Source organism: Erysipelatoclostridium sp. MSK.7.34 (assembly GCF_019041935.1).
In the GTDB taxonomy this organism is placed as follows: Bacteria; Bacillota_I; Bacilli_A; order Erysipelotrichales; family Coprobacillaceae; genus Thomasclavelia; species Thomasclavelia ramosa.
Genome location: NZ_JAHPYJ010000011.1, coordinates 70,557 through 85,921 on the forward strand (window position 1 = coordinate 70,557; position 15,365 = coordinate 85,921).

Here is a 15,365-nt window from a genome sequence, read left to right on the forward strand (position 1 = left end):
AACAAAGTCAACAGTTTTTTTATTTGAATAGAAAGAAAACTATGATAGAATGAAAAGGCAAGAAGATGACTTCGTCCTAGTTCGCAAAACTTGAGGCTCTTCTTGCTTTTTATTATATAAAGGAAGATGAAAAAATGGTATAATTAAGGTGCGAATTAGGAGTGATAACACATGGCAATGACGAGACAAAGTATTAAAAAAGACAGTATCATAATGAGAACAATAGAAGAACTGGTACCACAGGAACATGATGTCAGAAAGCTGGATTCATGTATGGATTGGGATTTTATATATCCTTTAGTCAAAGATCTATATAGTGATTTTGGTAGACCAAGCATAGATCCTGTGGTGCTTTTTAAAATGGTATTCATCAATATATTGTTTGGAATACATTCTATGAGAAGAACATGTAAAGAAATCCAAGTCAATTTAGCGTATCGCTGGTTTTTAGGGATAGCTATGGAAGATAAAGTCCCAAACTATTCAACATGGAGTCAAAATTATATAAGAAGATATGGAGACAGTGAGGTGTTTCACCATATATTTACCAGAATACTAAAACAGGCTATCGAATATGGTTTTGTAGACTTGGAAACAGTATATGGGGATTCTACGCACCAAAAAGCAAATGCAAACAAAAACAAGTATACAGATGAGGAAGTAGAAATAGTGAAAAGAGTGTATGATGATGAGTTATTGAAAGAAATCAATGAGGATCGTATCGCTCATGGAAAAAAACCATTAAAAGAAACAAAAGCAGAAGAATTAAATTATGATGAAGAAACAGGAAGCCTCAAAAAAGACCTGGTGAGCAAACATATAAAAGTAAGCAAAACAGACAGGGAAAGCGGCTGTTTCCACAAAGAATAAAAAGAAAAATGTTTTGCATATTCACATCAAACATTCTGTGATAAAAATGGATTTGTGGTATTAAGTCATTGTGCAGCAGGAAATGTGCATGATAGTGTGTCGTTTTTTCCTGCATATCAGCTATTAAGTGAAGAATATAAGGATAAGATCAAAAATATATGTTTAGATGCAGGGTATATCACACCAGCTATTTGTAAGATGATATTAGAAAATGGACAAAAAATGTATGCCCCATATAAAAGACCAGTGACAAAAAAAGGCTATATGAAGAAATATGATTATGTATACGATGAAAAATACGATTGTTATATATGCCCTAATATAAAGATATTAGAATACAGCACCACAAATAAACAAGGTTATAAGGAGTATAAGTCAAATCCAAAAGACTGTGAAGGATGTCCATTGAGAGAGAAATGTACGCAGTCAAAGAATCATCAAAAGGTAATCACCCGTCATATGTGGGAGAAGTACCGAGAAGAAGTGGTGGATGAGATAAGACATACAGTGAAATGGAAGAAAATTTATCCAAAACGAAAAGAAAGCATAGAGCGGGTATTTGGAGACTGTAAGGAACATCATAATCTAAGATATACAAGAGTAAGAGGACTACAAAAAAATCAGCATCAGGCGCTGATGATTTTTGCATGCCATAATCTGAAAAGAATGGCAAGGTGGAGTTGGAAATCTCTACTAAAAGCATTATAAAACGAATGATATCAACATTTTTTAGAACTTATGAAGCAAATGAAAAGTGGTATCCTGTTTGGAGTACCACTTTGTCAACAATCTGAAACAAGCAGTGAGAGGGAGGTGCGGACAATTTCTTGGACCTGCTATTTCAATTAAGATCCAGTAATTGTCTGTACTCTTTTGGACTTAGATAATTTAACGATTGTTTTATTCTTTTTGTATTGTACCACACAATATATTCATTTATAAGAACCATAAATTTTTCTATACCGATATTATTCCATTTTCTTCCGTAATACATTTCATTTTTCATTCTTCCAAAAAATCCTTCACATGCTGAATTATCTGGTGAACAACCTTTCTTGGACATACTTCTTTGAAATCCATACCTGTCCATTCTACTGATCCATTCTGGCCATCGATAATGTGCTCCTCGATCACTGTGTATGATAGGCTTTTCTCCATTCATTAGTGTTTCGTAGTATTCATCCAGCATACTGTTGACAAGTTCCGCATTTGGATTTGTACCAACTTTCCATGCAGATACCATCCCATCAAAACAATCTATGATTGGTGAAAGATATACCTTTCCAGCAGGTATCGAAAATTCAGTAATATCCGTTAGTATTCTATGATTCGCCCTGTCAGAATGAAAATTCCTGTTAATAAGATTTTCAGCTGCCTTTGTAATTTCTCCCATATAGGAGCTGTATTTCTTAGTCTTTTTTATTTTAACTACCAAATGATTTTCTTTCATAATTCTTCTAACAATTTTTTCTGATATAATGATATCTTGTTTTTTCAGCAAGGCATGGATCCTTCGATAACCATATCTGCTATCATTTTTATGAAATAATTGCAAAATTGCTTTAGTTATAGCTTCGTATTTTCCTTTTGAATGGATAATCTTATGCTGATAGCAATAACTGCTTTTTGAAATGCTCATCCTTTTCAGGAGCGAAGACAATGAATACTTATCTCTTAGGGCATCGATAATCATTGTCTTTTCCTTATTTTTTAAATTAAACCGATCGATACCCTGATCTTTTTTTAATATTTTGATTGTTTCCTTAAGAATATCATTTTCCATTTCCAGTTCCTTGATTTTTGATACAAGTTCTTCTTGACCAGCATCATGATTGGACGTATCTGTAATGATTTTACCTCGAGGTAAATGCTTTTTTTCACTTGTCAATGCAGCTGCACCCCCAACAACATATTTTCTTCTCCAGAGATAGATACTTGCTCTTGAATAACCAGTTTCCTCTGATACTGATTTTATATCTTCTCCTTCTTCAAAGCAACGACGAATGATTGATAATTTTAATTCCAGTGATGGATGTCTTCTATGCTCAGGTGTATCTGAATAGTCAACGGCTACTTTTTTCTTTTTTCAATATTTCTGTTTTTGATCCATGTATACATATTTTGTCTAGTTGGATAGCTAAGTGTATTAATGACTTTGGCTATTGAACCAGTTTCATCGTAAAGTGCAAGTGCCTGCTGTTTTTCCTGTTCCGTATATGACATATTTTTTCCTCCTTTACATCATCTCTGGTCCAAGAAATTGTCCGCACCTCCGGCTCTTACCCTGCTTTTGATTTTTTGAAAAATTCAGAAGAATAGTTGAATCGTCTTTATGATCAGATGGTAGTGGTTTATAACAAAAGCTTACAGTTGTATCGTTTTTGAAATGATCATATAAAGATGGTCGTAATAATCTTGTTTTGTTATCATTAAATATGGTACGATGCATCTGTTTATTATCCTTATTTTTCCGTTTCTTTTAACAGCATAGCAATATTTATTGCTATCATTATCTCTATCATTAAGAATATCGATAACTTGATCCAATTGTTCATGTGTTGGTAAATGAAAACTTGTAGGAATATACTTAGCAAATTTTAGTCTATTGACTATAATTGGTATTAGCTTGAATGTGTATTTCACTGCTATTGTTTTAGTATTTTTAATGATATTGTTTTTGCTATGGTTTTACTATGGGAGATATACTATAGTAAAACCATACTTTTTTTGTTTGAAACCCTTGGTATATATAGCTTTTTATGTTTTTTAAAATCTAAAGAAATCTCTCGACTACTATACTTTTTCAAAGTTAATTTATCATTTTCATAATTTCTAACGGTTCAGCGGTTCGACTGAAGAACATTTGGTACAAAAAAAGTTCGTAAAATACATCACGAACTTTTTTTGTTATGAATTCTGTCTTTTGATATAAATGTTATTTATTTGTTAATACACCACGAGGATTATCTAAATTTTCCTTTTTAGCTAATTTAGGAAAAGTTCTGTCTAAATATTTGAACAACTCATATTTATCTTTATAGACCTTTAATAGTTTTTCTATTCCTAAAGAATCTTGAACTATTATGCCTATGTTTTTTAAATGTGTTATTATTTCTGACATTTCATCTAGATTTGTACACTCGAATTGTAGGAATTTATCTTTACAAAGTATGTCTATGTCAACATTATAAATCACAGGTTGCATAACTGTTCCGATTGATCCGGTGGTAAATCTTTTAACAACCCATTTAGCAGGATTGTTTTCAATTATTCCAGGATTATATAATCGACTACACATTGATAAAATCACTGCATTAATTTGTTCATGATTTATAGTGTATAAATTATCATCATAGTGGATTTCAATTTCATTTTGCTTGAATAACATATAATTTGTTGTGTCAATTCGGCATTTAAAAAAAGGCTTAATAATTACTCTTTTGGTGGGAAAATAGTTTACATATTCATTGACCTGTTTAGAGACTTTATTTTTCATGATTGTTATCACCCTATTCTGAACTTTTTTATCGTTGATGTTGAAATGTGAAAGATATGTATAGTTATTATTCAGTTATAAGATATTATAAATAAACTTTACAGCTTTTTGACCATTTATAATCAGTGAACATAATACCAAATTTATAATGAACTGTAACATAGCCATTTGTAATTAATCCGCCACTGTCTGGCGTGGTTGTTGGATTTCCTATCATGGTTAATAATGGCTGACTGCTTGAAAAGTGAGGTGTCACTGTTACCCCAGCAACCTTATATGTACGAGCTTGAATATTATAATTTACAATAACTTTACATGTTACATATCCCATATCGCCACCTAATCCTTGGTCTGCAGTTATGGTTAACGTTTCAATGGATCTGTTCTCTTTGTTTTCAGTATAGTTTGTAAGTGCGTTTACAGCATTTATAGGAAAACAAAAAGCACAAAGCAACGATATAACAACAATGCTTATTGCAAACGTTTTTAAAATGTTTAATTTTTTCATTATTATCCCCTCTCTTATTTATACATATCTTTCATGCGGTTAAACATTATAAACCTTCCAATTGAATATTATTTTATGTATATAATATCCTATTAATCCTCCAACTAGATAATATAAAATATCCGTTATATCAAAATAACCGTATAAAATTAATAAGTGGAATGTCTCTTTTAAAAATCCTATTAATAATAATATTTTCACAATTTGAATTTGATTTTGTTTTTTTGTGAAAAGCATATAACCAACTGGAATAAATAGACAAATCTTAAAAATAATATTTTTTATAATAACAGACGGCATTACAGTGTAATCAAAATAGAATGGAATTATGTTTATACACTTAAGTATTTTTTCAAAATACGATGGGTAACCGTTAATATGTGCGATTGAACCTCTCAACAACGGATATAGGAAGATAAATGCTAAATAAATCGTGAAAATGATAATTGTTATTTTTTTTTTTTTCATAAAATCCCCTCTCTAAAATAAATTTTATATGTTATAAATATTTCCACTTATTATTCATATTAATTATATCATATAAATATTCGTTTATTAAGTTCTTCAGAAGAAAAAACGTCGATATAAAGAGGGATTTTTCTTCTTGATTTTCTTTGATGCAAACAATGTTAAATATTTAATTTTAATTTTATAAAACTGTTTTGTTCTATTTTGTCTAATAGTGTTTTGAGTTCGCTAAAATCTACTTTTTTTATTTAATGGTTAATTTTTCTTCGAAATGTTATAATGAAAAACGGAGGTATTTTATGATCATAAATACTTTCCTAAAGTGCCACTACCGCTTTTCTGTACATGAATCTAGAGTCAATAATCGAATTGTTGACCTTATCGTTGTAGAGTTAAAGAAAAAAGACTAGTTACATAGTCTCTGATAGTGGTGCTAAAAAAGAAAAGAGAGGACTGCAATCCTCTATTGAAGGAATAAAAAATTAATTGAAAAAGGATTTCAAATTATCATAGTTACAAATCAATATATATATAATAGCTGATGGTATTATTTCGATAAACGATTATTATTCATTTGCGGGAAAATTATTAACAATTTTACAAAATAATGGAATCAATGTATTGAATATTTATTATTGTCCTCATAATGATTTAGATCACTGTTGTAAAAAGCCAAAACCTGGGATGATAGAGAAGGCATTAAAAGAATATGATATAGATATGCAATCATCTATATATTGTGGAGATAGTCAAGCCGATTATTTATTAGCTAAACATTTTGGATTAACATTCTATGGAATTAATTATTCAGGAAAGGAAAATGATGTAAGGAAATGTAATAGCTTATTAGATGTATGTAAATATATAGGTTAAGTTCTTAGATAATTATAAAAACGAGGTGATAAAAATGTAATATAGATTATATGATACAGATGATTTAAATGATATACACAGCTTATTAAAGTGCGAATTAGGATATGATGTTTCCTGTGAAGAACTTGCAAATAGGATTGAAAATATGTGTAAAGATGAGAATTATTGTATTTATGTAGCTGTTGAAGATAAACAAGTTGTTGTATTTATTGGTTTACATTTTGGATTGGCTTTTGAAATATCTGGGAAACTTATGAGAATAATTGCCTTAGCAGTTTCTTATAAATATCAAAAAATGGGTGTGGGCAAGAATTTGATCAAGTATAATGAAAAATATGCAAAAAATCATAATGTGTCTGTAATAACTTTAAATAGTGGTATAACACGTTTAGGTGCACATGCTTTTTATGAAAAGCAGGAATTTTATAAAAAAGGCTATAGTTTTTTAAAGAAAATATAAATGTTGAAAAGGAAAAATATAATATGATGATAAACTTCAAATTGATGAATGATGGACCTTTGGCTCCATATGGATGATTCTTTCATTAATAATAAATAAATGAAAGGAGTTTTTAAGTGAATACAATTGATACAATCATAAATAGACATAGTTATAGAGGGGGTTATAAGCAAGAAAAAATGCCAAGAAAAGATCTTATGAAAATAGTAGAAGCTGGATTATCTGCTCCATCAGGATGTAATAAACAAACGACAAGTTTAATTGTTGTAGATGATCAGGATGTATTAAAAAAACTACATAGTGTTATTAAACCTCCTATTGGAGAGACAGCTCCTGCAATGATATGTGTTTTGACAAGAAGAATATATGCTTATAGAGATAAATGTTTTTCTGTCCAGGATTATTCAGCAGCTATTGAAAACATGTTACTTGCTATTGTAGAGTTAGGTTATCAAAGTTGTTGGATTGAAGGACATATTACAGATCTAGATCAAATAGGTCATAAAATGGCAAAAATATTAAATGTACCAGATGAATATGATCTTGTTGCTTTTTTACCTGTAGGAATAGCATTAGAGGATATGAAACCTGTAAAGAAAATACCCTTTCATCAAAGGGCGTGGTTTAACTCTTTTGGAACTAATTTAAAGGAATAAGGTATAAATTGTCGATTATATATGAGAGAGCTTCATTATGAGGCTCTTTTGCTATGCAAAGTAAAAGGTCTTGAATATGTAATCAAGACCATTATAATTCATCAATAAAATCTATGAGATTTTTTCTGCTTTTTCATAAATATGTGCATAAGTACTTCGTAACATTTCAACACTATGTCCTAATCTATCAGCAATTAATAATTCAGAAATCGTTGGATTTGATAATAAATAGGACGCATGTGAATGTCTTAAACCATGTACAGTAATTCTTTTAACACAAGATTTTTTAACATCTTCATTAAATCATCTTCTAAATGTCGCAATAGAGATGTAGTTTTCGTCTTTATATAAATAGTAATCTTCATTAAAACTATCTAGTTATGATACAATGATATATCTTTGCTTTAATTTCTCAACTATTTTACTAGGTAATTGAATAGTTCTATTTGAGCTAGTAGTTTTAGGTGATGTTATTTTTGAGGTAATTGCACTTAATGAAATGGATATAGTATTTTTTTTGTCGTGTTTTCTGATTTTATAAGATGATATACTTATAACGAGGTGAAAGAAATGGTATTAGAATTAGAGAGTTTAAATATTGAAACAACTGAGCTTCAGATAGCTGTTGTAAGGCTCGCTAGAGGTGTTTCTAGAAAAATCAATATCAACAGCAAGCCTTATCATTTTATTTGTCCGGAATACGAGAAAATCAGTATAGGTGATTGGGTTGTTGTTGAAGTAAAAAGGAAGACTCATAATAAAAATATTGAGCATGATTTCAGGGTAGGCCGTGTTGATGAGATCATGACATGGACGGATAAAGAAATATTGACATTCAGGCCCAATTCATTTGTGGTATGCAAATTAGAAGAATCAGATAAATTTGAAAAAAGATGTATAAACATTAACAATAAGAAAAAATCTTTGTGGGCTAGGTATAATGCTGTTGATTGTAAGATAAATCCAGATAAAAAGGTAGAAGGGGTTCCTATGAATATATTTGATAACTTGCTTGATAATACTGGAAAACTTCATTTTACAAGCTTAATAAATACTCCCATAAAATGACTTCAGAAAAAAAGAAGATAAAGAAAAAACGCCAGCTTGAATAATATTCTGGTAGTATAATAAATCAGTTTAATGTATTATTAAAGCTGATTTTTTTATGGGAGGAATGTATTATGACTTTAAATGAATTATTTGACATATATATCGAAGATGTCGATATGATCAATCAGGTTACGACTACAGATTCTATTAAATATCGTTATAAATCTCATTTGAAACCTGTATTTGGAAACATAGAATTAGAAGCAATTGATCCAAAGTCCATTAAGAAGTTTCAAAAGGATATGGTTGAAGGTGTCTATGGAAGTAGAAGTGGTGATGTATTTCGGTGTCATATATTAATTTAATTGTAGAACTGCTTAAACGATTGATTAAATATAGTGTTTTAATGAATTGCTTTACACCGACAGTTGAGCAGTCACGAGGATAAAACGTATCCATACTCTTGTTGACAAGGAAAAACATAAAAAATGTTAAATTATATGGAGTATCGGAGATTTCAACAGGTTTATAAGTCATGTTGATGAAGAAAAATTCTATGTACTGTTTAATGTTTTTTTCTATACTGGACTGCGCAAAGGCGAAGCACTGTCTCTGATGTGGAAAGATGTAGAACTGATAGAATAGACAATAACAATTAATTCTACTGCCTGTCGCGTAAGAGGTAGAGGTCAGGTTGTTAAAGAACCAAAATCTTTCAGTTCACATCGTATTATTTATATTAATGACAGCCTGAATGAAATGCTGCTTAATTATTACCTTAATAAGAAGACTGAATATAGTTGTAACATTAATCATCATTTTGTCTTTGGTGATACAAAAATGCTGTCGTATTCTACTCTTGATCGTTTTTTTTATTAAATATAAAGAGTTATCCAATGTTTCTAATATGAATCTGCACGGTTTTAGACACTCTCATGCTACCATGATGTTGGAAATAACCAATGATGTCTACAACGTTTCAAAACGTCTTGGGCATGAAAATATAGAAATTACGGATACGTATTTACATGTGAATAATAAAATTCAGAGAGAAATGGCTCAAAAAATTGAAGATGTTATTAAAAGTGAAGAAAAAAATAAAATTGAGGACTATTTATATGATCTAAAGGTGAGTTTAAAAATGCAGATGACTAAAGGCAGTTACAGTAAAAAAGATATTAGAAAATTGAAAAAAATATATGATTATATTGCAGAACTGTAAATTATGTATAATTTCTAATATTATGTGGGAAACTATTTAAAATTCAAAGAGATGTAATATTAAAAGTTAAATTTTGGAAGGAGAAGCTAGAAAGCAATTTAGAAAGTGGGATAATGTGAAGTATATTGCAGAAAGTACGACTAAAAGAATGATATCCAAAGATTCATATAGAAATAAAAATTGGGGAATGGAAATAAATACAAATAATAGATTAAATCCCAAAGATGGTATAGGTATTAGATAATTCTTTAAACAGATTGATGATTACAGATAATAGATCTAGTGAAATGGTAAGTACTGTAGAATTCTTGATTGTGATAATTATATTTTTTCAATTGTTGCAGTAGAATTGTTTTGAATATTGATTTCGCAATATTTAAATTAAACAGGGAACTGATTGCTATGGGAGAAATGAAGGAAATGGGATCAAAATGAAATAGAATAAAATTACATATCTCAATTACTTTGCAAGGATATTATGGAAAGAATTGGCGGTAATAAAATATATGATAAAAAATGGTATAAACAGTAAAAAAATAGATATACTTGATATTGAATAGATTAAATGTTATAATCTATCTGTAAATCGGGCATTGTTATATCACAATGCAAACAAAAAGGTAAGGAATGCACTCCTTACCTTTTCTGGTTTTTACAGTGAACTTAACACTAGGCTAGTTATCGTTATAAATATTTGTCTAACTATTTGCATATGTAATAAACTATTACACCTGCCATGACAGAAATAATCAAATCGGACATTATTATACCACCTCCTCTCCAAACAGGAGGGACGATAACAAACGTATTATATCAAATAAAATTTTGTCTAACAATTTATTATTGAGAAATATTTTGATTAAAAATAGAGTTGTACTCTATAAACTGATATATGAGTATTTAAAAAATGTTTAAATTATCAAGCAGTGGTATAATTAATATCGTTATTTTTTCAATTTTTTATTTATTTTTATGTTTTCAGGTGATATACTTAAACAGTCGAAACAACTAAATAAAAAATCCTGTTTCACTACCAATGAAACAGGATTGAGCATAGTCATTTAGCACTTAACCATGACACATATGATAATAAATCATATAATATATAAATATGGTTTGTTTATATAGAAATTTACCATATTGGAAAGATAAAATCTAGTAGTTATATGCTTAAATGACTGTGAAATCAAGTATAAAGTATATAACTTTATTTTGTATGATTTATCTTCTTATTTTATTTTTTTAGATTATTTAATAAAAATGGGGCGAAATACCTGTTTTTATTCGAAAATATTAACTTACAGAAGCACTTAGCAATTAACTTATAGAAGCACTTAGCAACTAATTTGCAAAGTGCTTTTTTTGTCGTTTTTATCAATATAAATTTAAATATGCAAAAAAATTCTATGTAGGCTTGGGAGGGAGACTGATGAGTATAATTTTGGATAACAAAAAAACAATGGAGAATATTCAGGAATTATTGGAATATCTTTCAGGAATCGTCAACGGGGCAAGATACAACATTGAAATAGCATGTGAGGAAGATAAGGAAAATGATATAAGAATTTATTTAATAGACAATCTCGAAAGAGATTTTGATGCAAATTTTATTACAACAACTTCGATATTAAAAATGGATGATTCGAAATCAAGTGTTGATTCTAAGAAATATGAAAGCAGAATGATAGATCTGTTGGACAAATCTAATGAAGAAACAATGTTTCTTATAGAAATGTTTGACTGTATAAATAAATTGGATAAGGAAGACAGATGTATTTTGATAAAAAGAGAAATATTAAATTACACAAGAGAGGAAGTGAAGAATGAGATGAACATATCGACAAATAGTTATTATAAACGGTTGAGGGAGGCTAAGTATCGTTTAGCTTTACTGATCCCAGATGCAATTATGATCAAAGAAATTTAAAAAAAAGGAAAAGAGGAAAAAAATATGAGAACAATTGTAATTACAAATATGAAAGGTGGAGTTAGTAAAACTACTACCGCACTATCTTTAGCAAAAGGCATGGCTGATAAAGGATATAAAACACTGCTTATTGACAGCGATCCACAAGCAAATGCAACAGATGTTGCAGGCAATATTGGAAACGAACTTGATGAGAAATTTATCAATGAATTTAATGATGATATTAAGAATGAGGAAGATTTCTTAAATAAATTGAATGACTGTTTATACAGTGATTACACCATTAATTTTAATCTAAAAGATATTTTTGAAGAACCTAGTTACATTAAAGAAGTAATTATGAAAACAAGAGTAAAAAACTTAGATTTAATACCTTCTGCATTATCACTTGGTGATGCGAAAATAAGCTTACTTCATAATTTTAATCAGGACATAACTGGATATCTAAAGTCTGCGTTTAAATATATTGAAGATGATTATGACTTTGTAATAGTAGATGAGGCACCAGATGATAGTGTTATTTTGAGCAATGCACTAAGAGTTGCTGACTTAGTGATTATCCCTGTTAAACCAGATAGAGGTTCTTTAAAAGGATTAATTGTTTCTGTAAGCAAGCTTTTAAAAATGAAGGATGTTGATTTTGACTTAAAAGTATTGTTGACGATGATTAATGATAATAACAATGAAAAAGGAATTGTCAATCTGTTCCACAAATATTTTAGAGGAAAAACATTAGACACAACTATTCGGTATCGTGCAAAACCTGCGAACAGTGCTACGATCCAAAATGAATTTTTAATCGACAGTGATCTTAATATTGGTAATGATTTAAAGAAATTGGTTGATGAAGTAGAGGTGTATTTTAATGATTTGTCCGTACATCGATAAAGAAAAAACACAGCAGAATACAAAAACTCTTATTGAAGATTTAAGATCAGTTATTAAATCTGGCTTTTATGAGGTAAAGAAATTAAATATTGCTGAAGTAGAAAAAATTTGTGATTTGACTACTCTTGTTGAAACAAGAGTAGCAAATAGGGCAAATGAAATAATAATGAAATTATTATTAAGTGCATCAAGAATCTTAACACAAAGTGAAAAAAGATTTTTCTATTATTATTTTCTAAATGGAATGTGTATTAAAAATCTTAGAAACGGAGTAGTGTTCTGCGATGAGTGTATTGTTATTGCCAATGGTTATTATATTTTACAGAACATTATAAGAAAACTGATGTATTCATTTAATGAAACCGTTGTATATAAAATTAAAAGAGGGCGAGGAGATATTATGAGCGGATTAGAATTTAATTTAAAACAATATGATAAATCTAACAGTGAGGATTTGATGAGGGAATTTGATAAAAGAAAAAAGGTAGAACCGATTGCAATAGAGGATATTAAATATAATCCATTAAATCCAGATTTCGATACACTGGAGGATATAGTAGAGTTTGCTGATAAAATTTATCACAATCCAAATGGAGTCTTAGAAGTTATTACAGTTTATCGTGATAGTGATGGTAAGTATATGTTGGTAAGCGGTCATAAAAGAATTAAAGCCTGCAAATATAATATTGAACATGAGAGTGAATTAGATGGTACTGGAAAAGTTCAAAAGACAATAGTCGCAACGATTGTTAAGAAACCAGATAATGAAATTGAAGAGATGGATACTATTCTTACTTACAATGATTATCGTAGATTTGATACTGAAGAAAAGAAATATACTTTGTTTAAGGCATATTACCAGTATGTTGCAGTACTCAATAAAAACGGAGAATTTAAAGGAAGAATTAGAGAATTCATTTCAAAACAGAGTGGATTAGGATTAAAAAAGGTAGGAGATTTTATTGATGAACTTGAAAATACTGTACTAATGTATTTAAACGAATTTAAGGATGATGTGAACAGAAATCTTGTAAATATAGAAGAGAGAAATGATTATCTTATCCACAAATCAGGATTACCTATTGAGACGCTGCAGTTAGTGTTGACAAAAATAAAGAAAAAAATCGAGGAAGATCCTAAGGTGAAAAATGATGATGAAGTACTGACAGGACAGACATCTATCGATGATTTTGTGAAAGATGATCTAAGTATTCATTACGAAGAAGTCCGTATGAAATTAACAAATTATTTTGATGCGAAGTGTACGGTAACAAAAAATAATAAGATTACTATTAATTGCGTGGATATAAAAGATTTAAACAGAGTGTTGCAAATGATGGGTGTGATTACAAATGATTAATATGTTTGAAGTGTATAAGTTTGAGAGTTTATCAAAAGACGATAAACTCACTGTTATCTTAATCATACTGATTGGAATATTAATTTTTATAATATTGTGTTGGCTGGTGTTTTTGTACATAAGTGCATTGAAAGGCAAGGCGAAAAAATTAGGCATTAATCATAAAGAGCAGATCACAAAAGTAATAAGAAAAATAAAAAAATAACATTAAATTGAGTATTATGAAAAAATTAAAATTTAACTGAATAAATGATAATTTTTTAGATTTGACAAAAAAATAAAAACATCAAAGTCCCTTTGATGTTGATTTAGAGAGGAGATATGAGACGCATGCTCAGTTCTGGAAACTACATTGAGTATAAAACAATAAAAGATACAGCCATTATTAAATCTTTTATCAAAACTAAGGCTTATTCAAATCAAGCAAATATAGAATCTAAAATTGACAAGCTGATTGCATATGAGAAAAAAAGAAATGCAACTAAAAAGAATTACTGTATTAAGTTAAGAGTGATGATTTCCAGATCATTATCTAAACAGCAAAAACATGAACTTGCGAAACAGTTTATGTTTAATATAAGTCTAGATTATAAATCTATTCCCTTTGTTTATAAATTTACAAATGTTGGAAACGGGACATACATAGATTTTCTTGTGTTTGAAAGAAAAGTATTTACAAAACCTATATCTAATCCAAAAAAATACAAAAGAAATATGTACATAAATAAATTTACAGGAAGGACATGCAAAAAAGATGATCCTAATATGGTAATGATATGCAAAAAAAATGAAATTATGAAAGATAAAGACGGGAATGTCATAGTAGAAAAGTACGATGTGACTCCAACAAAAATTAGGCATCTTTGGTACAAGGATCATAGAGACAAAAGTATTAAGAAAAGAAATTTTAATAACTTTATTGCAAAACTTGAAAAATTTTACATCGTTGCATTATCTAAAATTATTATCTCACTAGGCAAGACATATAAAAAATTTAAATACTGTAGGCGCAAATTTGGATATAGCGATGAACGGTTACAGCAAATAAATCTATATAACGCAGTGATCAACCGAATAAATTTAAGAATTATCTTACTGCAGGATGCAGTTTTCTGGAGTGATGATTATGATTTATACAATAAAAAACTAAATTCACTGATATATAGTATTTCGAATATTCTTGATAATGGTGATATCAATTTTAAAAATAAATTCAGATTAAAATTATCACCGTTAAATAAAAATTATGATGATTATGAGGGGAATATTAATTATTTTGAAAAAACTGTAAATGAAAGAATAGAAAAATGGAGAAATGAAGCATTTGCAGGAATCCTGGCATTTATAAGGAGTGGTAAAAAATGTTAAAAATAGAAACAATTAAACTTACCCGATTTGAGTATGAATATTTAAAGTTTGCTAAATTGAAAGATGAATACAACTTTCAATACTGTATGAAGTACCAAAATCGTGGATTAAATAGAATGAAGAAAAACGACAAGACTGGCTGGAAAAAAACAGCGATAAAATAAATAAAGCATTTAATGATGCTATAGTTGTTTATCATGTTAGTGAACTCTATGATGA

The 15,365-nt window shown here is 29.0% G+C and carries 19 protein-coding genes and 1 pseudogene; 14 read left to right on the forward strand and 6 right to left on the reverse strand.

Features of this window, described 5'->3' with window-relative positions; genetic code table 11:
• The first annotated feature begins 171 nt into the window (after window positions 1-171).
• Both KTF99_RS17135 and KTF99_RS17140 read left to right on the forward strand, forming a co-directional pair.
• Window positions 172-870 (forward strand): transposase, encoded by a 699-nt coding sequence (locus KTF99_RS17135; protein WP_254210122.1) that lies wholly within the window; start codon window positions 172-174, stop codon window positions 868-870.
• Window positions 871-924: 54 nt separating this feature from the next.
• Entirely contained in the window at window positions 925-1,578 is a 654-nt protein-coding gene (locus KTF99_RS17140) for a transposase (protein ID WP_272222678.1), read from the forward strand.
• Between the two features lie 133 nt (window positions 1,579-1,711).
• Here the strand turns inward: KTF99_RS17140 and KTF99_RS09180 are convergent, their stop codons facing one another.
• From KTF99_RS09180 to KTF99_RS09205, 6 genes and pseudogenes are all read right to left on the reverse strand, one after another.
• Window positions 1,712-2,896 carry an IS3 family transposase gene (locus KTF99_RS09180; protein ID WP_217215543.1) on the reverse strand — a complete coding sequence of 395 codons (1,185 nt, stop codon included), beginning with the start codon at window positions 2,894-2,896 and terminating at the stop codon, window positions 1,712-1,714.
• A 44-nt stretch (window positions 2,897-2,940) separates the two neighbouring features.
• Window positions 2,941-3,093 (reverse strand): transposase, encoded by a 153-nt coding sequence (locus tag KTF99_RS09185; protein ID WP_217215537.1) that lies wholly within the window; start codon window positions 3,091-3,093, stop codon window positions 2,941-2,943.
• 13 nt (window positions 3,094-3,106) lie between these two features.
• A pseudogene (locus tag KTF99_RS09190) lies at window positions 3,107-3,331 on the reverse strand (DUF6037 family protein); the annotation flags it as partial.
• Window positions 3,332-3,805: 474 nt separating this feature from the next.
• On the reverse strand, window positions 3,806-4,366 hold the full coding sequence (locus KTF99_RS09195) for a hypothetical protein (RefSeq protein ID WP_029481502.1): 561 nt from the start codon (window positions 4,364-4,366) through the stop codon (window positions 3,806-3,808).
• A gap of 85 nt (window positions 4,367-4,451) precedes the next feature.
• Window positions 4,452-4,874, reverse strand: a complete 423-nt coding sequence (locus KTF99_RS09200) for a hypothetical protein (RefSeq protein ID WP_029481500.1) — start codon at window positions 4,872-4,874, stop codon at window positions 4,452-4,454.
• A gap of 39 nt (window positions 4,875-4,913) precedes the next feature.
• Complete coding sequence (locus KTF99_RS09205; RefSeq protein ID WP_217215539.1) at window positions 4,914-5,342, reverse strand: VanZ family protein; 429 nt, start codon at window positions 5,340-5,342, stop codon at window positions 4,914-4,916.
• A 555-nt stretch (window positions 5,343-5,897) separates the two neighbouring features.
• On the opposite strand from KTF99_RS09205, the gene KTF99_RS09210 reads away from it, so the two are divergent.
• The 12 genes from KTF99_RS09210 (at window position 5,898) to KTF99_RS09265 (ending at window position 15,310) form a co-directional block, all read left to right on the forward strand.
• Window positions 5,898-6,215 (forward strand): HAD-IIIA family hydrolase, encoded by a 318-nt coding sequence (locus KTF99_RS09210; RefSeq protein ID WP_272222681.1) that lies wholly within the window; start codon window positions 5,898-5,900, stop codon window positions 6,213-6,215.
• Window positions 6,216-6,288: 73 nt separating this feature from the next.
• Entirely contained in the window at window positions 6,289-6,675 is a 387-nt protein-coding gene (locus KTF99_RS09215; RefSeq protein WP_272222680.1) for a GNAT family N-acetyltransferase, read from the forward strand.
• Window positions 6,676-6,791: 116 nt separating this feature from the next.
• The gene (locus tag KTF99_RS09220) at window positions 6,792-7,331 is read left to right on the forward strand and encodes a nitroreductase family protein (protein ID WP_217215541.1); all 540 of its coding nucleotides are present in this window, start codon (window positions 6,792-6,794) and stop codon (window positions 7,329-7,331) included.
• Between the two features lie 570 nt (window positions 7,332-7,901).
• Window positions 7,902-8,399, forward strand: a complete 498-nt coding sequence (locus KTF99_RS17145) for a hypothetical protein (RefSeq protein WP_254210123.1) — start codon at window positions 7,902-7,904, stop codon at window positions 8,397-8,399.
• A 113-nt stretch (window positions 8,400-8,512) separates the two neighbouring features.
• Window positions 8,513-8,746 (forward strand): N-terminal phage integrase SAM-like domain-containing protein, encoded by a 234-nt coding sequence (locus tag KTF99_RS09230; protein WP_009009520.1) that lies wholly within the window; start codon window positions 8,513-8,515, stop codon window positions 8,744-8,746.
• 389 nt (window positions 8,747-9,135) lie between these two features.
• Window positions 9,136-9,603, forward strand: coding sequence for a tyrosine-type recombinase/integrase (locus tag KTF99_RS09235; RefSeq protein WP_256443929.1), 468 nt, complete (start codon window positions 9,136-9,138; stop codon window positions 9,601-9,603).
• A 73-nt stretch (window positions 9,604-9,676) separates the two neighbouring features.
• Complete coding sequence (locus tag KTF99_RS09240; RefSeq protein WP_003534590.1) at window positions 9,677-9,847, forward strand: hypothetical protein; 171 nt, start codon at window positions 9,677-9,679, stop codon at window positions 9,845-9,847.
• A gap of 1,185 nt (window positions 9,848-11,032) precedes the next feature.
• Complete coding sequence (locus KTF99_RS09245) at window positions 11,033-11,530, forward strand: sigma-70 family RNA polymerase sigma factor (protein ID WP_008793122.1); 498 nt, start codon at window positions 11,033-11,035, stop codon at window positions 11,528-11,530.
• 24 nt (window positions 11,531-11,554) lie between these two features.
• Window positions 11,555-12,418, forward strand: coding sequence for a ParA family protein (locus tag KTF99_RS09250; protein ID WP_117561621.1), 864 nt, complete (start codon window positions 11,555-11,557; stop codon window positions 12,416-12,418).
• A complete protein-coding gene (locus KTF99_RS09255) occupies window positions 12,396-13,778 on the forward strand; it encodes a ParB N-terminal domain-containing protein (RefSeq protein ID WP_117561620.1) in 1,383 nt (460 codons plus the stop codon). Before KTF99_RS09250 ends, KTF99_RS09255 begins: the two co-directional genes overlap by 23 nt.
• Window positions 13,779-14,108: 330 nt before the next feature.
• Window positions 14,109-15,146 (forward strand): hypothetical protein, encoded by a 1,038-nt coding sequence (locus KTF99_RS09260; RefSeq protein WP_117561616.1) that lies wholly within the window; start codon window positions 14,109-14,111, stop codon window positions 15,144-15,146.
• The gene (locus tag KTF99_RS09265) at window positions 15,140-15,310 is read left to right on the forward strand and encodes a hypothetical protein (protein ID WP_008792905.1); all 171 of its coding nucleotides are present in this window, start codon (window positions 15,140-15,142) and stop codon (window positions 15,308-15,310) included. The genes KTF99_RS09260 and KTF99_RS09265 overlap by 7 nt, the downstream gene beginning before the upstream one ends.
• The last annotated feature ends 55 nt before the right edge of the window (window positions 15,311-15,365 follow it).